General features: G+C 71.6%; 14 protein-coding genes and 2 riboswitches. Of the genes, 7 read left to right on the forward strand and 7 right to left on the reverse strand.

All coding sequences use genetic code 11. The features are described from left to right. The coding region (locus WBA97_RS36645) for a VWA domain-containing protein (protein WP_424235616.1) at positions 1 to 1,730 on the reverse strand (1,730 nt) is incomplete at its 3' end. Between the two features lie 49 nt (positions 1,731 to 1,779). Next, a riboswitch (cobalamin riboswitch) is annotated at positions 1,780 to 1,936 on the reverse strand. A 72-nt stretch (positions 1,937 to 2,008) separates the two neighbouring features. On the opposite strand from WBA97_RS36645, the gene cbiE reads away from it, so the two are divergent. After that, positions 2,009 to 3,190 (forward strand): precorrin-6y C5,15-methyltransferase (decarboxylating) subunit CbiE, encoded by a 1,182-nt coding sequence (gene cbiE / locus WBA97_RS36650; RefSeq protein WP_424235650.1) that lies wholly within the window; start codon positions 2,009 to 2,011, stop codon positions 3,188 to 3,190. Continuing rightward, on the forward strand, positions 3,187 to 3,954 hold the full coding sequence (locus tag WBA97_RS36655) for a cobalt-precorrin-4/precorrin-4 C(11)-methyltransferase (RefSeq protein WP_424235617.1): 768 nt from the start codon (positions 3,187 to 3,189) through the stop codon (positions 3,952 to 3,954). The genes cbiE and WBA97_RS36655 overlap by 4 nt, the downstream gene beginning before the upstream one ends. A 47-nt stretch (positions 3,955 to 4,001) precedes the next feature. Here WBA97_RS36655 and WBA97_RS36660 read toward each other — a convergent pair whose 3' ends face one another. The 3 genes from WBA97_RS36660 to WBA97_RS36670 are packed head-to-tail and all read right to left on the reverse strand — an operon-like array spanning position 4,002 to position 7,044. Next, positions 4,002 to 5,513 (reverse strand): precorrin-2 C(20)-methyltransferase, encoded by a 1,512-nt coding sequence (locus WBA97_RS36660; protein WP_424235618.1) that lies wholly within the window; start codon positions 5,511 to 5,513, stop codon positions 4,002 to 4,004. After that, complete coding sequence (locus WBA97_RS36665; protein ID WP_424235619.1) at positions 5,510 to 6,181, reverse strand: precorrin-8X methylmutase; 672 nt, start codon at positions 6,179 to 6,181, stop codon at positions 5,510 to 5,512. Before WBA97_RS36665 ends, WBA97_RS36660 begins: the two co-directional genes overlap by 4 nt. After that, positions 6,178 to 7,044 carry a sulfite reductase subunit beta gene (locus WBA97_RS36670; RefSeq protein WP_424235620.1) on the reverse strand — a complete coding sequence of 289 codons (867 nt, stop codon included), beginning with the start codon at positions 7,042 to 7,044 and terminating at the stop codon, positions 6,178 to 6,180. Before WBA97_RS36670 ends, WBA97_RS36665 begins: the two co-directional genes overlap by 4 nt. 39 nt (positions 7,045 to 7,083) lie before the next feature. Between WBA97_RS36670 and WBA97_RS36675 the strand changes: the two genes are divergently transcribed. The 3 genes from WBA97_RS36675 to cobF all read left to right on the forward strand — a co-directional run bounded on the left by WBA97_RS36675 (position 7,084) and on the right by cobF (position 12,292). Further along, on the forward strand, positions 7,084 to 7,767 hold the full coding sequence (locus WBA97_RS36675; RefSeq protein WP_424235621.1) for a (2Fe-2S)-binding protein: 684 nt from the start codon (positions 7,084 to 7,086) through the stop codon (positions 7,765 to 7,767). Positions 7,768 to 7,772: 5 nt separating this feature from the next. Continuing rightward, positions 7,773 to 7,895: riboswitch (cobalamin riboswitch) on the forward strand. A 39-nt stretch (positions 7,896 to 7,934) separates the two neighbouring features. After that, positions 7,935 to 11,528 (forward strand): cobaltochelatase subunit CobN, encoded by a 3,594-nt coding sequence (gene cobN, locus WBA97_RS36680; protein ID WP_424235622.1) that lies wholly within the window; start codon positions 7,935 to 7,937, stop codon positions 11,526 to 11,528. Beyond that, positions 11,525 to 12,292, forward strand: coding sequence for a precorrin-6A synthase (deacetylating) (cobF, locus tag WBA97_RS36685; RefSeq protein WP_424235623.1), 768 nt, complete (start codon positions 11,525 to 11,527; stop codon positions 12,290 to 12,292). The genes cobN and cobF overlap by 4 nt, the downstream gene beginning before the upstream one ends. A gap of 12 nt (positions 12,293 to 12,304) precedes the next feature. On the opposite strand, the gene WBA97_RS36690 is transcribed toward cobF, so the two are convergent. Together WBA97_RS36690 and WBA97_RS36695 are read right to left on the reverse strand one after the other, a co-directional pair. Beyond that, positions 12,305 to 12,781, reverse strand: coding sequence for a hypothetical protein (locus tag WBA97_RS36690; RefSeq protein WP_424235624.1), 477 nt, complete (start codon positions 12,779 to 12,781; stop codon positions 12,305 to 12,307). A 94-nt stretch (positions 12,782 to 12,875) separates the two neighbouring features. Continuing rightward, the gene (locus tag WBA97_RS36695; RefSeq protein WP_424235625.1) at positions 12,876 to 13,910 is read right to left on the reverse strand and encodes a phytanoyl-CoA dioxygenase family protein; all 1,035 of its coding nucleotides are present in this window, start codon (positions 13,908 to 13,910) and stop codon (positions 12,876 to 12,878) included. 287 nt (positions 13,911 to 14,197) lie between these two features. Here WBA97_RS36695 and WBA97_RS36700 point away from each other — a divergent pair, with 287 nt between their 5' ends. Next, positions 14,198 to 15,841: a carbamoyltransferase family protein gene (locus WBA97_RS36700; protein ID WP_424235626.1), complete on the forward strand. Its 1,644-nt coding sequence runs from the start codon at positions 14,198 to 14,200 to the stop codon at positions 15,839 to 15,841. Then, the gene (locus WBA97_RS36705) at positions 15,838 to 17,574 is read left to right on the forward strand and encodes an ABC transporter ATP-binding protein (RefSeq protein WP_424235627.1); all 1,737 of its coding nucleotides are present in this window, start codon (positions 15,838 to 15,840) and stop codon (positions 17,572 to 17,574) included. Before WBA97_RS36700 ends, WBA97_RS36705 begins: the two co-directional genes overlap by 4 nt. Positions 17,575 to 17,600: 26 nt before the next feature. On the opposite strand, the gene WBA97_RS36710 is transcribed toward WBA97_RS36705, so the two are convergent. Then, positions 17,601 to 18,647: a LacI family DNA-binding transcriptional regulator gene (locus WBA97_RS36710; protein WP_424235628.1), complete on the reverse strand. Its 1,047-nt coding sequence runs from the start codon at positions 18,645 to 18,647 to the stop codon at positions 17,601 to 17,603. Positions 18,648 to 18,828 lie beyond the last annotated feature (181 nt).

The following is an 18,828-nucleotide window of genomic DNA, read 5'->3' on the forward strand; positions in this document are numbered from 1 at the left end:
TCGGTCACCAGCACCAGCAGCGGGCGGCGGCGCGGGTCGCGCACCGCCTCGACGCGGACGACCTCGGCGACCCGGCCCAGTGCCTCGGCGAGGGGCGTGCGCCCGCCCGCCGGCAGCTCCCGCAGGCGGGTCACGGCCACCTCGACCGACCCGGTCGGCGGCAGCACGAGGTCGGCCGTCCCGCCGCGGAACGTGACCAGGCCGACCTTGTCGCGGCGCTGGTAGGCATCGGTGAGCAGGGACAGGATCGCGGTCTTCACCGCACGCATCCGGTTGCTGGCCGCCATGGAGCCAGAGGCGTCGACACAGAACAGCACCTGGTTCGACTCGCGGCCCAGCTTGACCGGGACACGCAGATCCTCGGCGGCCAGCAGGAGCCTGCCAACGCGCCTGCCGCGCCGGTGCTGGTGCGGCGCCGCCGCGCGGAGCGTCGCCAGCAGGTCCATCGTGCCGGTCGGACCGACAGGGCGTGCCGCACCGACCCGCCTGCCGGTGTCGGTGCGGGCCGGGGACCGCCTGCCGGCCTCGCCCCGGCCGACGCCGGGGACGGTGAACAGGCGTGCGCGGTAGGGCTCCCCGACCGGTGCGGTGGTGGCCGGCTGCCCGGGGCTCGGCTGACCGTTGGTGGCCGGTCCCTCGGTGTCGGCCGGTGGCGGGCTTTCCCGGTCGCGCCCACCAGGATCGTCCCCACCGGCAGGCGGGTCCGGCTCCGGGTCCGGCTCTGGCTGGTCGAGCAACTGGTCGAGGTGGTCCTCGTCCAGACCTGGCGCGTCGAACGGGTTGCGGCGCCTGCGATGCGGCAGCGCGAGCCTCGCGGCGACCTTGAGATCCGCCGAGGTGATCGAGGTGCGCCCCTCCCACGCGGCGTGCGCGGTGGCGGCCCTCGCCATCACGATGTCCGCACGCATCCCATCGACCTCGAACGCGGCGCAGACCTCCGCGATCCGCAACAGCGTCGCCTCGTCCAGCTCGACGGCACCCAGCAGCGCGCGGGCCGCCACGATCCGGTCCCGCAGGCGTGCCTCGTCGGCGGCGAACCGCGCGACGAACGCGTCGGGGTCGGCGTCGTACCGGAGGCGGGAGCGCACCACCTCGGCACGCTGCCGGGGGTCGCGGGAGGCGGCGACCTCGACGGTCATGCCGAAGCGGTCGAGCAGCTGCGGGCGGAGCTCGCCCTCCTCCGGGTTCATGGTGCCGATCAGGACGAACCGCGCGTCGTGCGCCACCGAGACGCCGTCGCGCTCGATGCTGACCCGACCGGTGGCCGCGGCGTCGAGCAACACGTCGACGAGGTGGTCGTGCAGCAGGTTGACCTCGTCCACGTACAGGATGCCGCGATGCGCGCCGGCCAGCAGGCCTGGCTCGTACTCGGCGACGCCGTCGGCCAGCACGCGCTGGAGGTGCAGCGAACCGAGCACCCGGTCCTCCGTCGCGCCGACGGGCAGCTCGACCAGCCGCACCGGCCGGGTCTCGACGGGTGCGCCGGTGGGGAAGGGCCCGTCCGGCGACACCGGCGCCGGATCGTTCGGGTCGGTGGAGAACCGATCGCCCGCGATCACGTCGATCGGTGGCAGCACCGCGGCGAGCGCACGGACGGCGGTGGTCTTCGCGGTGCCCTTCTCGCCACGCACGAGCACCCCACCGATATCGGGTGCGACCGCCGCGAGGAGGAGGGCGAGAACGAGGTCGTCGGAGCCGACGACAGCGGACAACGGGTACTGCTGTGGCATTCGGGGCTCCCGCTCTCAGTGCCAACGAGCGACGGACGCGGGGCCGCGTCCGTCGTCAGGCGCCGAGGCCGGTCTTCGGACTTCCCGGCTCGACGTCCGGGTCACCGCAGCGGGCCCTGTGCCGGATTCTCACCGGCTTCCCGATTATCCCCGCCGCGCGGTCGACTCGACCGGCACGGCACGGGCACCTCGGACCTGTCCTCGCAGCATAACCCGGCGCGCGGTGGTGGAAGGACGTGCGCTCCGCCGCCAGGACGCCTGTAGCGTGTCCTGCCGTGATGCTGCACGTGGTCGGGATCGGCGCGGACGGCTGGGCTTCGCTGGCGGAGCCGACCCGCGACCTGGTGGGGTCGGCCCAGGTCGTACTCGGTGCGCCCCGCCAGCTCGGGCTGCTCCCCGACATCGACGGCCAGCGACGGGTGGTGTGGCCGTCGCCGCTGCGTGACCGGCTCCCCGGCCTGCTCGCCGAACTGACCGATCAGGCCCCGGTGGTGGCTCTCGCGTCCGGTGACCCGTTGGTCGCGGGCATCGGGACGACGTTGCTCGACCTGCTCGGCCGGGAGTCGGTCATCGTGGTCCCGGCCGTCTCCTCCGTGGCCATCGCCCGCGCCAGGATGGGCTGGCCCGCCGAGACGGTCGAGGTCGTCCGCGACCCCGGCGCGGTGGTGCGCCACCTCGCGCGGGGCCGACGGCTGCTCGTGCTGTCGCGGGACCGGCACACCCCCGCCAGGGTCGCGCTGGCGCTGACCGAACGAGGCTTCGGGGCGAGCAGGTTCACCGTGCTCGCCAACCTGGGCGCGGATGACGAGTCCGTGCGCCAGTGCGACGCCGCCGACTGGACCGGGGACGCGCCCGCTCTTCACGTGCTGGCGATCGCGTGTGCCGGTGGTCCCGCACACGGTCTGCTCGCCGGTCTGCCGGATGACGCGTTCGAGCACGACGGCCAGCTCACCAAGCGGGATCTGAGGGCGGCCGCGCTGGCGCGGCTCGCGCCGCAACCGGGAAACCTGCTGTGGGACGTCGGCGCGGGCGCCGGGTCGGTCGCCATCGAATGGCTGCGTGCCCACACCACCTGCCGTGCCGTCGCGGTGGAGCGGGATGCCGCCCGCGCCGCCCGCGCCGCCCGCAACGCCGGCCGCCTCGGGGTACCGGGCCTCGACGTGGTCACCGGCGCGGCACCCGACGCGCTGGCCGGGCTGCCCGTCCCGGACGCGGTGTTCGTCGGGGGCGGCGCGACCATCCCCGGTCTGCTCGACACCTGCTGGTCGGCGCTTTCGGCCGGTGGCAGGCTCGTCGTGCACGGGGTCACATTGGAGACCGAGGCGGTGCTCGCCGGCGTCCACCGCGAGCGCGGTGGCGAGCTGACCCGGATCTCCGTCGAGCACGCCGCCCCGCTCGGCGGGCTCACCGGCTGGACGCCCGCGCGGACGGTGACGCAGTTGGCGGTGACGAAACCGTGAACGTCGTGCACTTCGCCGGTGCCGGTCCAGGGGCCGCGGATCTGCTGACACTGCGCGCGGTCGAGTTGCTGAAGGCGGCCGATGTCTGCCTCTACCCTGGCACGTACCTGGACCGCGCGGTGCTCGGCCACTGCCGGGACGGCGCTCGGCTGGTCGACACCCAGCACCTCGACCTCGACGAGATCGTGGCCGAGCTGGTCACCTCACACCGGGCGGGGCTGCGCGTGGTTCGCCTGTGTTCCGGTGACCCGTCGGTGTATTCGGCCCTGTACGAGCAGACCCGTCGCCTCGACCATGCAGGCGTGCCGTGGGACGTGACACCGGGCGTGCCCGCGTACGCGGCGGCGGCGGCACGGATCGGGCACGAGCTGACCGTGCCCTCGGTGGCGCAGTCGGTCGTGCTGACCAGGACCCGGGCCAGGTCCACCGCGATGCCGCCGGGAGAGACCCTGGCGGCCTTCGCCGCGACCGGCGCGACCCTGGTGCTGCACCTGGCGATCACCCGCACCAGGATCCTGACCGAGGAACTGGCCGGGCTCTACGGGCCGGACTGCCCGGTCGTCGTGGTCGCCAACGCTTCCCAGCCCGCCGAGCTGGTACTGCGCGGCACCTTGTCCGACATCGCGGACCAGGTGGAGACCGCGGCGCTGCGGCAGGCCGCGGTGATCATGGTCGGGCCCGCGCTCGCGGTCGGCGTGGCGGGTGCCGATTCCTACCTCTACGACCCGGCCAGGGACCGTGCGACCAAGAGGGCGCGCGAATAGGGCATGGCGACGGGCATCCACCGACCCTAATCGCGCGCCCTCTAGCGTCAGTCCTCGACGTAACGGGGAGTCCACGCGCGGCCCGCCTGGCTGACCCGCGTGCTGCTGGCGCCGACGATCAGCAGACAGCGCATGTCGACCGACTCCGGGTCGAGACCGGCGAGGGTGGTCACGGTGAGGGACTCGCCCTGCCTGCCGATGTCCCTGGCCACGATGACCACGGTGGCCGGGTCGCGGTGCGCCAGCAGGATGTCACGCAGGTCGCCGACCTGGGTGGTGCGTGTGCGGGAGCGCGGGTTGTAGACCGCCAGCACCAGGTCGGCCTCCGCCACGGCCCGGATGCGGCGTTCGATGACCGGCCAGGGTTTGAGGCGGTCGGACAGGCTGAGCACGGCGAAGTCGGCGCCGATCGGGGCGCCCGCCCGCGCCGCCGCGGCCTGCACCGCGCTGACCCCCGGCACGACGCGGACGTGCACGCCGGCGAAGGCCGGGTCCTCCGCGGCCTCGAACACCGCCGACGCCATGCCGAACACCCCGGCGTCCCCGCCGGACACCACGGCCACCCGCTCACCGCGCACGGCAAGGTCGAGCGCGAACCTGGCCCGCGCCAGCTCGACGGTGTTGCCGGAGGCGTGCCGCCGCAGGCCCGGCCGCTGCGGCACGCGGTCGACGTAGGGCGCGTAGCCGACGACGTGGTCGACCTCGGCGAGCACGGTCGCGGCCTCCGGGGTGAGCCACTCGTCGGCGCCGGGGCCGAGCCCGACGACCACCAGCTCGGCGGTGGTCGGCGCGGGTGGGGGCGCCGCATCGGGGTCGTCGTAGCGGCGGCGCCCGGCGTGCGTGTCGCCGGGCACGACGACCAGCGAGAAGTACGGCACCGCATCGGGGTCCACATCGGACACCGGGAGCCACCGCTGCTCGGTCATCGACGCGCGTTCTACGTACCAGGCGTCGGCCAGCCTGCCCGCCTCCGCCAGCGCGGCACGCACCGAGGGGAAGGTCCTGCCGAGCTTCATGATGATCGCCGCGTCGGTGTCCGCCAGCCTGCGGGCCAGTTCTGGACGCGGCAAGGTCCCCTGTAGCACGGTGAGCACGTCGGTCTGCCTGGCCAGCGGTGTCCCCAGCGCGGCCGTCGCGGCGCCGAACGCGGGCACGCCGGGCACGACCTCGGTACTGAAACGCTCCTTCAGCCGGTCGTGCACGTACATGTACGAGCCGTAGAACAGGGGATCGCCCTCGGCCAGCACGACCACGTCCCGGCCGGCCACCAGGTGCGCGGCCAGCCGCCGCGCGCAGTCCTCGTAGAAGTCGGCCATGGCGCCCGCGTAGCCGCCGGGGTGGTCGGTGATGCCGGTGGTGACCGGGTACTCCAGCAGCTCCTCTGTGACGCCGGACCGGACGTACGGGTCGGCGATGCGCCGGGCGTTGGAGCGTTTCCTCGGCCCCTGGTGGTAGGCGATGACGTCGGCGCGCCCGATGATCCGGGCCGCCTTGATCGTGACCAGTTCGGGATCGCCGGGCCCGAGCCCGACGCCGTAGAGCCGCCCCGGGGTGGTCACTCCCGCTCCTGCGCGAGTGCGTTGAGCGCGGCGGCGGCGAGTGCGGAACCGCCGCGCCTGCCGTGCACGGTGAGGAACGGCACGTCGGTCCCGTGTTCGGCCGCGAACGACGCGAGTGCCTCCTTGGACTCGGCGGCGCCGACGAAACCGACCGGCACGCCGACGATCGCGGCCGGTGGGGGAGCGCCGTCGGCCAGGAGCTCCAGCAGGTGGAACAGCGCGGTGGGCGCGTTGCCGATCGCGACGACCGCGCCCGCTAGCCGGTCGCCCCACAACGAAACGGCGGCGGCGCTTCTGGTCGTGCCCCATGCCGTGGCGAGGTCCGGTACCCGCTCGTCGCCGAGGAGGCAGCGGACGTCGTTGTCGCGGGGGAGCCGCGCCCTGGTGACCCCGGCGGCGACCATGCGCGCGTCGGTGAGGATCGGCGCGCCGGCCAGCAAGGCGGCTCGCGCCGCCGACACCAGCCCCGGGTGGACGACCAGTGCGGCAGGCAGGTCGGTCTGGCCGGTGGCGTGCACCATCCGCACCGCCAGCTTCTCGGCGTCGGCCGGCAGGTGCGACAGGTCGGTCTCCGCGCGGATGATGGCGAACGACTCGGCGTAGATCGCCGCGCCGTCACGGATGTAGCCGTAGCGCGGCGTGGGCGCCGCGAGCTCACCGGTCGTCATGCGGGCTCCTCCACCACGATGGTTCGCCAGGGGGTGACGACGAGGCCCGCCGCACCGGAGAGACGTTCGGCCAGCGCTCGCCGCACCAGCCCGTCCTGGACGGCCAGCACCTCGACGGGCCGGCCGCCGGACCCGAGGTACCGGCCGGGCGGCGTCGGGCCGGACTCGACGGCGGTCGCCGGGTCGCGCGGGGCGCCGGTCCTGAGCACCGCCGCCGGGTCGGACAGCTCGTCGACGTGCCAGCAGGCACCCGGGCCACGGCCGCGCACCCGGATGAACTCGCCTGCGAGGTCGACCAGGTCCGCCGCCGCCCGGCCGACCGGGACGACCGGACCCCACCCCGCCGTCCCGGCACGCAACTGCGCCCGTGTCGCGTCCACCGCGACCAGGCCGAGATCGAGGTCGCGCCGGGCGACGTCGCCTCGGCCGTCGTCCAGCACGAACAGGAACCGGCCGCCGAGCGAGGCCAGCGACGGGTCGGCCGTCAGCGCATCGTCGAGCGCATGGACGACCGGCCGCAGGTCCACCCGGCCGCCGAACAGACCGGTCAGCGGCGAGACGAGGATGTTGCGGACCAATTCGTGCGTGCGGGACGGCAGCAGCCCCGCGTCGGCGATCGCGTCGACCAGGCCGAGAGGGACGCCGCCGACGGCACGCGGCTGGATGCCACGCAGCTGGAGATTGGCCCGCTTGGTGAGCAGCACCGTGCCGTCGCCGTACCGTTCCGCGGCGTCGACCACCCGGAGCAGGGCGTCGGCGCTGAGCCGGCCGCCGGGGACGCGGAGCCGGACGATCGCGCCGTCCTCGGCCACCCAGGGACGGAACACCCCGGGGCAGCGGTCGGCATGGGTGCGTGCGGCCACCAGGCCATCGTGCCACCTGGTGCGTGCCACCATGACGTCATGCCCGCCGACGAAAACGCAACGGACCCGGCACTGACCGGGCTCGGCCCGTTCTTCTCGGTGTGTCGCGAGGCCGGGCCTGGTTCCTGGCGGCCGCTGCGCGACCTGCTGGCCCCGGCGGTGCTCGCGGAGCGCGTTCAGCACGTCCGCGCCGCGCTCACCCGACTGTCCGGTGTGGACATCGAGCGACGGGTCGCGGCGTCCACGATGTCGCTCGGGCTGTTCGCGCGGCTGGTCTCACCGGTGCTCGCCGCCGGTGTCCTCGGCGTGCCGCTGCCAAGGCCCACCCTCGACGACGCGTGGTGGCAGCCCGTCGAGCAGGGACCCTGGCAGCTCGCGTTGACCGGTCCGGAGACGGCACCGCTGGTGGCGGACCTGCTCACGGACGTGCTGACATCGCTCGCGGACGCACTGGCCCAGCAGTACGCCCTGTCCCGCCAGGTCCTGTCGGGCAACATCACCTCCGCCGTCTTCGGCGCGGCACGCATGGTCGGCATCGCCCGCCCCGACCTCGCCCCGGCCGCCCGCGCCGCCGCCGAGGGCCTGCTTGCAGGCCCGCTCGCGGGCACCGGTGAGCTGCGCGAGGACTTCGTCCGGTCCTCCTGCTGTCTCTACTACCGGATCCCCGGCGGCGGGTACTGCGGCGACTGCGTGCTCGCGGCTGGCGTGCCCTCTTCGCCTTGACGGGGCACTAGTCTGGGGTCGGAGTCCAGCGGCCGCGGACTCGGGAACCCGGTGCGACTCCGGGGCGGTTCCGCCACTGTGTACCGGCTCATCCCAGCCGGGCAGCCAGACACCGACCGCGGCCACACCTGCCGTGCGGGGCGAGAACCCCGCGAGGAGGAAACCGCATGCCTGTCGTCGCGTTGCTCTCCACCTCCGACACCGACCTGTTGTCAGCACGCGGGTCCGGCGCCCGCTACCGCTGGGCGAACCCGGCGCGCCTCGACCTCGCCGACCTGCCGTCGGTCGTCGACGACGCCGACGTGGTCGTCGTGCGTCTGCTCGGCACTCCCGAGTCATGGCGCGAGGGCTTCACCACACTGCGGGAGCGCGCCGTGCCCATGGTGGTGCTCGGTGGCGAGCAGACCCCGGACGCGGAGCTGATGCGCCTGTCCACCGTGCCCGCCGGCATCGCCGCGGACGCCCACCGGTACCTCGCGGAAGGCGGCCCCGCCAACCTGGCCCAGCTGCACGCATTCCTGTCCGACACCGTGCTGCTCACGGGCGAGGGCTTCGAACCGCCGGTGACCGTGCCCCTGTGGGGGATCGCGGACCGCGAGCCGGTCCAGGACGACCTGCCCAGGATCGGGATCCTCTACTACCGGGCGCACGAGACCAGCGGCAACACCGGGTTCGCGCACGCACTCGCCGACGCGGTCGACGCGACGGGGGCGGCTGTCGGGGTGCCGATCTTCTCCACCTCGCTGCGGTCCGCGCCGGACGCGCTGTACGCGGCGCTCGGCACGCTGGACGCTCTGGTGGTCACGGTCCTCGCGGCTGGTGGTGTCACGCCGTCCGGGGCGAGCGCGGGCGGTGACGACGAAGCATGGGACGTGGCACGCATCCGCGCGCTCGACATCCCCGTCCTGCAGGGCCTGTGCCTGACCGCGGGCCGCGCGGAGTGGCTGGCCTCCGACGAGGGGGTGACACCGCTCGACTCGGCGAGCCAGATCGCGATCCCCGAGTTCGACGGCCGCATCATCACCGTGCCGTTCTCGTTCAAGGAGATCGACGTCGACGGGCTACCGCGCTACGTGGCCGACCCAGAGCGCTGCGCGCGCGTCGCGGGCATCGCGGTCGCGCACGCGCGCCTGCGGCACACACCGGTGGCGCAGCGGCGGATCGCGCTGATGCTCTCCGCGTACCCGACCAAGCACAGCCGCGTCGGCAACGCGGTCGGCCTGGACACCCCGGTCTCGACGGTGCGGCTGCTGCGCCGCATGCGTGCGGCCGGGTACGACCTCGGCGACCTGCCGGTGATCGACAGCGCCATCGAGTCCGCCGACGACACCGAGGCAGGCGACGCCCTCATCCACGCGTTGATCGCGGCGGGCGGCCAGGACGAGGAATGGCTGACGCAGAGCCAGCTCGACGACGCGCACGTGCGCATCCCGGCGCGGGACTACGCCAGGTGGTTCGCCGACCTCGACCCCGCGCTGCGGGATTCGGTCACCTCGGCGTGGGGGCCGCCGCCGGGCGCGCTGTTCGTCAACGACGCGGGCGAAATCGTGCTCGCCACCATCCGGTCGGGCAACATCGTGCTGCTGATCCAGCCGCCACGCGGGTTCGGGGAGAACCCGGTCGCGATCTACCACGATCCCGCCTTGGCGCCGTCCCACCACTACCTGGCCGCGTACCGCTGGCTGGAGCACGGTTTCGGCGCGCACGCGGTCGTGCACCTCGGCAAGCACGGTTCGATGGAATGGTTGCCAGGCAAGAACGCCGCGCTGTCGGCGGCCTGCGCCAGCGACGCGGCCATCGGCAACATTCCGCTCGTGTACCCGTTCCTGGTGAACGACCCTGGTGAGGGGGCGCAGGCCAAACGCCGCGCCCACGCCACGATCGTCGACCACCTGGTGCCGCCGATGGCCCGCGCGGAGAGCTACGGCGACATCGCCCGCCTGGAACAGCTGCTGGACGAGCACGCCAACATCGCGGCGATGGACCCGGCCAAACTGCCCGCCGTCCGCGCCGAGATCTGGACGCTGATGCAGGCCGCGCACATGCACCGCGACCTCGGGCTGGCGGACCGCCCGGACGACACGGAGTTCGACGACTTCATCCTGCACGTTGACGGCTGGCTGTGCGAGGTCAAGGACGCGCAGATCCGCGACGGCCTGCACATCCTCGGTCAGGCACCGGCCGGCGCCCAGCGCGTGGACCTGGTGCTCGCGATCCTGCGTGCCGGCCAGGTCTGGGGCGGGGAGACCGCCGCCGTGCCGGGGTTGCGCACGGCGTTGGGGCTCAAGGAGGGCACGGAGCGGACCAGCGCGGTGGATGCCGTCGAGGCGCGGGCCCGTGCGCTCGTCGAGGCGATGGAGGCAGCGGGCTGGGACCCGGCCGCCGCCGGTGGGCTCCACGACGATCCCGAGGTCGTGCGGGTACTGGTGTTCGCGGCCACCGAGGTGGTGCCGCGCCTGGCACGCACCACTGACGAACTCGACGCGGTGCTGCACGCACTCGACGGCGGTTACGTCCCGGCGGGCCCGTCCGGCTCGCCGCTGCGCGGGCTGGTCAACGTCCTGCCGACCGGCCGCAACTTCTGCACCGTCGACCCGCGCGCCGTGCCGTCGCGGCTGGCCTACGAGACCGGTGTCGCCATGGCTGACTCGCTGCTGGCCCGCCACCTCGAGGAGACCGGCACGTACCCCGCGTCGGTCGGCCTCTCCGTGTGGGGTACCTCGGCCATGCGGACCTCGGGCGACGACGTGGCCGAAGTGCTGGCACTGCTGGGGGTCCGGCCGGTGTGGGACGAGGCGTCCCGCCGCGTGACCGAACTCGCCGTCGTCCCGCTCGCCGAGCTGGGCCGCCCGCGCGTCGACGTGACGGTGCGTGTCTCCGGCTTCTTCCGCGACGCCTTCCCGCACGTGGTCGGGATGCTGGACGACGCGGTCCGGCTGGTCGCCGCGCTCGACGAGCCCGCGGAGCAGAACTTCGTCCGCGCCCACGTCCGGACCGACCTCGCCGAGCACGGTGACGAGCGCCGGGCGACCACGCGGATCTTCGGCTCCGCACCGGGTTCCTACGGCGCGGGCATCCTGCAGGTCGTCGAGTCCGGCACCTGGCGGGACGACGCCGACCTCGCCGAGGTCTACACCGCGTGGGGCGGCTTCGCCTACGGTCGTGGCATGGACGGTCGCCCGGCCGCCGACGACATGCGTGCCAACTACCGGCGCATCCAGGTCGCCGCGAAGAACATCGACACCCGCGAACACGACATCGCCGACTCCGACGACTACTTCCAGTACCACGGCGGCATGATCGCGACGGTTCGCGCGCTGACCGGCGCCGATCCGCTGGCCTACGTCGGTGACTCCACGAGCCCGGACGCGGTCCGCACCAGGACACTGCAGGAGGAGACCAACCGGGTCTTCCGGTCGCGGGTGGTGAACCCGCGCTGGATCGGCGCGATGCAGCGGCACGGCTACAAGGGCGCGTTCGAGCTGGCCGCGACCGTGGACTACCTGTTCGGCTTCGACGCAACGACCGGCGTCGTGCACGACTGGATGTACGAGCGGCTGGCGCGCGAGTACGTGCTGGACGAGACCAACCAGGAGTTCATGCGCAGGGCCAACCCGTGGGCGCTGCGGGGCATCGTGGAGCGGCTGCACGACGCGGCGGACCGGGGACTGTGGGCCGAACCGGATGCCGAGGTGCTGGCCGAGATGCGGGCGGTCTACCTGTCGATCGAGGGCGATCTCGAGGACGGCGCGGGCACGTGACGCGGCGCGTGGTCCTCATCGGGATCGGACCCGGCGACCCCGGCCAGGTCACCATCGAGGCGATCCGCGCGATGAACGACGTCGACTTCTTCGTGGTGACCGAAAAGCGGCGCCCTGGCGGCGACCCGCTCGCCGCCGCTCGCGCGGCACTGCTCGCGCGTCACCTGATCGGTGACCCGAAGCTGGTCGTCGTCGAGGACGCCGAGCGGGACCGTACGGTCGCAGGCACCGCGACCGCGGCGGGTTACGAACGGGCCGTCACCGACTGGCACGCGGCACGAGCCGCCCGCTACGCCGCCGTGCTGGCCGAACACGATGGCGACGCGGGCTTCCTGGTCTGGGGCGACCCAGCCCTCTACGACTCGACGATCCGGGTGCTGGCACGTGTGGTCGACGTCGTCGACGCCACCCTGGCGGTCGTGCCGGGCGTGTCGAGCCTGTCCGCGCTCGCCGCCCGCCACCGCATCGTGCCGCACGGCATCGGCGAACCACTGCACATCACCACCGGTCGCCGTCTCCCGGCGGCGATCGCGGAGGGACAGTCCAACATCGCGGTCCTGCTCAGCCGCTCTCTCGACGAACTCCGCGCCGTCGAACCGGCCGGCTGGCTCATCTGGTGGGGCGCGAACCTCGGCGCACCGAGCGAACGCCTGGCAGCCGGGCCACTCGCCGACACCCTCCGCGTGATCGAGACCGCCCGCACGGCCGCGAAACAGGAAGCCGGCTGGGTGCTGGACATCTACCTGCTCCGCCGCGAACGGTGACTCGCGACGGGATCAGGCGTGGAAACCGAACGATGCGACAATGCCGAAATTGGTGGACTTGTTCCGGAGCTTGGTGACCACGAAGTCGTCATACAGACCGGGGGGCACCTCGGTGTCGATCCTGACGCGGACGCCGACGAAGACCGGAAATGTCAGACCGGTGAGGTCGAGTTCCACCTTCTTGCGGTTCTGGTCCGCGCTGGTGATCCGTTCGGTCGCCAGGACCTGCTCCACCGAGTGAAAGGGCTCGTTCGGGTCCGGCACGAAGGCGGTCACGGTGATCAGATGGCCAGGGTAACCGGTGAACGTCTCGACGTTCTCGGTGCGCAGGATCAACGCCGTGGCATCGGCCGCCGCAGGGTCCGTCTTCTCCAGGGTGATCGGCAGTTCGAGTGCGAGGCCGGAGTACGGGGTGTCACCATAAATGCCCGGTTCGTCGCCAAGATGAATCCTGCCGTCCCAGACCAGTTCCGATTGGTTGCTGAGCATTCTGTTCCCCTCTTCGGCGATTTCGGCGTGCCGAGGTGTAGATCGGCCGTTCGGCCCGGCCTGTTACACCCCGGAATACGTCCTGAATTTATGATCATGAGGCTTTTACGGGCAGCGTCGGCAACAGCGCTCTGGCGCGCGCCGCGGTCACCTGATCGGTGCTGTAGACGGCAAGCATCTCGAGGGCCCGCCGGGCGTCGGGGTCGCCGGTCTCGGCCGCGGTGATGACCGCCTGCTCACGCGCGACGTCCGGGCTGGTGTCGTAGCCGACGATGGTGAGCGGCATCCGGCGCCAGTAATACGCGAGCGGATCACCCTGCCCGCCGTTCGGCCAGGTGCGGTAGATGTCGTCCCACGAATTCCCTTCTTCGAACTCGAGACTGCCGGGGCAGACCGGATCACTCCTCGGCTGGTAGCGGCAGTCCGCCGAGATCCTCAGCCGGGGACCGGCGTTGCGGCTGCCGCTGTGCACCGTGAACGCGGTGAAGATCACGACGTCGCCAGGCGCCATGGGTCCGGTGTGGACCGTGGAGGCGTCGGCGTCGGCTTCCCAGCCAACCATCGCGTTGTTGCTGAGCCGCATCGGGAGCAGTCCAGAGCGGTGCGAGCCGGGCAGGACCGCCAGCGCGCCGGTCTCCGGAGTGACCGGCACCAGCGGGGTCCAGACGGTGAGTTGCCGCTTCGAGCCCTGGGAGCCAGGAAAGTCCTGGTGCCAACCGGTCTCCGGGGGTGTGGCCGGGCCCCACGGGTGCACGACCCGCAGGACCTTGCGGGGATGGACCAGGACCGGCTCGTCGTACAGGCCCGACAACAGGCGCAGCAGCGCGGGGGCGTGCATCAGTGCGTGGAACTCGCGATCGCGCCACATCTGGTCGTGTACCGCGACGTAGTCAGGGGCGGGCCAGCACGAGAACGTGCGTCGATCCACCAGTGGGAGCCCAGGGCCGTCGGTGGGCAGGAGCCAGCCGGCGGCCCCGGCCAGCGTCAAGATGTTGTCCCGCACCGAGGTGACCTCGTGTGCAGGCAGCAGGCCGCGCACATGTAGATAACCGTTTTCGGCGAGGCGGTCGGCCAACGCGCCTGAATCACCGAGCAATGACGTGGAGTCCGTGAACGGGACAGCGTCCATCGCAGCCTCCCCGGTGCGAACGACTTCTCGTGACTCCTCCGGCCGACGTAATGGTACTGCCGCGCGCTCGGAAGGGCGGGACTTGCGCGCCGAATTTACCCGGTCGGTGACCGTGGCGGATCGATCTTGTGATTCCCGCGTCCGCTTTCTCGGGCGATGGATCCTGTATATACTCCCGAGTCTGGAATCGACCGCCGGGGGTGTTGCGCATGGCGCATCTTGGCCATGATGCTGTGCGCGGTTCGCTGGCGGGAGGGCGGGGGGACACGACCGGGATCCTCCCGGTCGTGCACAGTCACGCGAGCACCTGGCACGACGGCGGAGTGGCCGTGGTGACCACCGACGGGGAAATCGTGGCCCTCGCCTCGGAGCGGGTTGGCGACCGGTACAAACACCAATGGAACTCGGGGCTGGCCTACCGGCATCTCGGCGAAATCGACAGATATGCCGGATCCTTCAACGGAGATCATGACTATCATATCGACAATTCGACCGGACTGGTGGCTTCCGACCACCATTTTTACCACGCCGCCAGCACGTTCTTCGGGTCCGGCTACGACGAGGCCGCGGTACTGGTCCTGGACGGTCAGGGTGAACTGGACGGGCACCTGGCCACCACGACGATCTGGCACGGCACCGGGTCGGACCTGCGGCTGGTCGAGGAGCTGAACCCGTCGTCAGGACTGTTCGCCGCGGAGTCGATCGGCCATTTCTACACCGCGGTCGGCGCACTCGCGGGCATTCGGGAGCTCTATGCCGAGGGCAAGACGATGGCACTGGCGGCCTACGGTCGGCCGTCCCCGCTGCTGGACCTCCTGCGGAGATACGCATCGACCAAGGCGGACGGGACCTACAGCGTCGCACCGAGGTTCGTGCGGGCCGTCCTGGCCAACACACTGGGCCGGGAGTTCTTCGGGTGGGAGTCGGTGACACCCGAGGACCAGGCCGTGTGGGACGAGTTCGTGGCGGCACGCGGCGGCCCGCCGGGGGACGCCCGGCATGCCGTCACCCAGGCGGACATGGACATGGCCTACGCGGGCCAGACGATCCTGGAGGAGATCGTGCTGGGCCTTGCGGTGCGGGCCGGCCGTCTGACCGGGGCCACGCGGCTCTGTCTGGCAGGCGGCGTGGCGCTGAACTGCGTGGCCAATGGGCGTGTCGCGCGGCATGCCGGATTCGACCAGGTCTTCGTCGTACCCGCGCCGGGCGACGACGGCCAGGCGATCGGCAAGGTGCTGGTGGAGATCAAGCGGCTCGGGCTGCCCGTGGACACCACCATGCACACGGCGTACTACGGGCCGGAGTACCCGGCGTCGATGGTCGGCGAGGCGTTGCACGCGGTCCGGTCGCGGGTGCGGTTCTCCCGGCTCGACCAGGACGCTCTCCTCGCCGAGGTCGTCGACCGGCTCGACCGAGGGGAGGTCATCGGCTGGTACCGGGGTCGTTCGGAGCTCGGCCCGAGGGCACTGGGCCACCGCAGCATCCTCGCCGATCCGCGACGGCCGGACATGCGTGACCACGTCAACTCGGCCATCAAGGACCGGGAGTGGTTCCGTCCGCTGGCCCCGATGGTGGTCCAGGAACGCGTGGGGGAGTTCTTCGAACTGGACCAGCCAAGCCCGTTCATGACCTTCGCGGTCCCCGTTCGTCCCGAACAGCGCGCCGTCATCCCCGCCGTGACCCATGTCGACGGCACCGCACGTGTCCAGACCGTGAGCCGGGAACAGGACGAGGTCTGCCACCGGCTCCTGTGCCGGTTCGCGGAACGGACAGGAGTTCCGGTACTGCTCAACACGTCCTTCAACCGGCGTGACGAGCCGCTGGTCGAGACGCCTGCCGACGCGCTGATGTCATTCCTCGCGATGCCGCTGGACGCGCTCGTCATCGAGGATCACCTCGTGACGAAACGGGCGACCGGAGACCGTGGGTGAGCACGGACGAACCGGCGTGGCGGGTGCTGCTCGACTACATCCGTCCCTTCAGGACCAGCCTGCTGTTCGGTGGGCTGCTGAGCATGGCCACGGCTGCGACTGGGCTGGCACTGCCCCTTGTGGTGCGGGAGCTGATCAACGGGCTGACGGCGGAGCGCGTCGTCACCGGCCTGCTGGTGGTGATGGGCGCGCTGGTGCTCGGCCACGCGGTGATCGGCGCGGTCGGCACCTACGTGCTGGAGCGCACGGCTGAGTCGGTGGTGCTCGTCGCCCGGCGGCGGTTGGTGTCGCGGCTGCTGTGGCTGCGGATTCCCACCCTGGACCACACCGAGCCGGGTGACCTGATGTCGAGGGTCACCGCCGACACCACGTTGTTGCGCGAGGTGACCACCCGCTCGGTGGTCTACGGGATCACGGGCGTGCTGACGCTGCTGGCCACGATGACCATGATGGCGCTACTGGACTCCACGCTGCTCATGGTGACCCTGATCGTGCTCTGCGTGGCACAGGTGGTCCTCGGTTTCGTCGTACCGCGCATCGCCAGTGCCGCGAAGCACACACAGGAGTCGGTCGGTGCGATGAGCGCGGCGATGGAACGCGCACTGGGCAACCTGCGCACCATCAAGGCGTCCGGTGCAGAGGAACGCGAACGTGACCGGCTGTACGACACGGCGCTGGGCGCGTGGATCGGTGGGGCGCGGGCCGCGAAATGGCACGCGGTGGCAGGCAGCACCGGCGGCCTGGCGCTCCAGTTGTCCTTCATCATGGTGCTCGGTGTCGGCGGCGTGCGCGTCGCCTCCGGCGATATCGACGTCGCCACGTTGGTCGCGTTCCTGCTCTACCTGTACTACCTGATGCCACCGATACGGGAACTGACACACGTGGCCAGCCAGTACCAGGTCGCCGCCGCGGCGGTCGCACGCATCCGGGAGATCGAGGCCCTCCCCGCCGAACCCCACACGCCTCCCTCGGCGCCGCCACGACCCTGCACCGCGCCGGCGGCGGTCGTCTTCGACCAGGTGCGGTTCCGCTACCGTCCTGAGCTTCGCGAAGTGCATCACGGCGTGAGCTTCGGGATACCGGCCGGTGGCATGACCGCCTTCGTCGGCCCTTCCGGTGTCGGCAAGACGACCGTGTTCTCCCTGATCGAACGGTTCTACGACCCGGACTCCGGACGGGTCCTGTTCGACGGAACCGATGTGCGGGACCATCCACTCGCCGAGCTGCGCGCCGCGATCGGGTATGTCGAACAGGACGCCCCCGTGCTGGCCGGCACTCTGCGTGAGAACCTGCTCTTCGGCGCGCCGGACACCTGCCGCACCGAACTCGCGGAGGTCCTGGCCGTCGCCCGGCTCACCGCCATGGTGGCCCAGCTGCCCGATGGACTGGACACGGCGGTCGGGCACCGAGGTGTCAAACTCTCCGGCGGCGAGCGCCAACGCGTGGCCATCGCCCGCGCGTTGCTACGCCAGCCGCGGCTGCTGCTGCTCGACGAGGTCACCTCCCAGCTCGACGCGGTCAACGAGGCCGCGCTGCGGGACACGATCGCCGACATCGCCAGCACGACCACCGTGCTCGTCGTCGCCCATCGCCTCTCGACGGTGACCATGGCCGACCGGATCATCGTGATGGAGGCAGGCCGTGTCCGCGCTGTCGGCACCCACGCCCAGCTCGTGTCAACGGACCCCGTCTACGCCGACCTCGCCGCCACCCAACTGATCGCCACCACCTGAGCTCTGGTGCGGCGCGCAGTTGGTGGTCAGTGCGATCCTCGGCGCCGAACGGGGGTCCGGTTTCCGGTGCTGCCCCGGGTCACGAGCGAGACGGTGCTGACGATGTGTTCCGGGGCGGCGTTGTTGTCCTCGAGCTGCCTGCGCAGCAGGCGCAGCGCCTCGGCCACCATTGTCGGGCGATCGGGGTCGATGGTCGTCAGGCCGGGGGCGAGGTGCGCAGAGATGTCCAGGTTGTCGAACCCGACGAGCTGGACATCGTCCGGAACGCGCAACCCGGCATCGTGGAGGCCGGCCATGGCGCCGATCGCCACCTCGTCGGTGACGGCGAAGATGCCGTCGATCGCCAGTCCGGCGGCCAGCACCTCGGTGATCGTGGCTCGTGCCTCCGCGATCGAATAGTCGTGGAGTGGAATCGCGAGGTCGGGACGGGGGTCCAGGCCCGCGTCGGCGAGCGCGCCGGACCAGCCGTTCGCGCGATAGGTCGCCATCTCCTGGCGAGGTGCGGTGAGTTTGCCGCCCAGCACCGCGATTCGTCTCGCGCCACCGGTGATCAGATGCTCGGTGGCCAGTCGCGCTCCGGCGACGTTGCCCATCTGGACGCGGTGGTAGCGGTCTGGCACGTCCTGCTCGCCGAACAGCACGATCGGCAGGTCCGGATGGATCCGGTCGAGGTCGGCCATGTCCAGTCCGACAGCGCCGAGCAGGACACCGTCGTACTGCTGGAGCCGGGCGAGTGAGAGCGCGGAGAGCTCGCGTTCACGGCTCGCGCCCGACTGTTCGACGACGAGGTGCATGCGGTCCACCGCCAGTGCGTCCGAGATCAGTGACGCCAACTCGCCGTAGTAGTGCAAGTCGAACCTGGGCACGATCAGGCCGACCGTGCCGGTCCGCCCCGATCGAAGGCGCCGGGCGGTCAGGTTGATCTCGTAGCCAAGCCGGTCGACGACTCCCAGTACGTGCAGTCGAGTGCCGGCCCCGACGTTCGACCTGTCGTTGAGCACGTTCGACACGGTCATCACCGACACGCCGGCCTCGCGTGCCACGTCGCTCATCGTGACGGTGCGTCGTCCCATGGCGGTCACTCTCTCTCAGCCCCGGGTGCGGGACCTGGGTATCGGTGTGTGTCGAACAGTCACGAAACGGCGACGATGCGCCGTGTTCGCCTTGACGACGGGGTGCCGAGTCACGACGCTGTCCGGTCGAAAGTATATCGATAAACTACGAAAGTTTCGTAATTCACGCGTGCGGACACCG

Source organism: Actinophytocola sp., assembly GCF_049647105.1.
GTDB lineage: Bacteria > Actinomycetota > Actinomycetes > Mycobacteriales > Pseudonocardiaceae > Actinophytocola.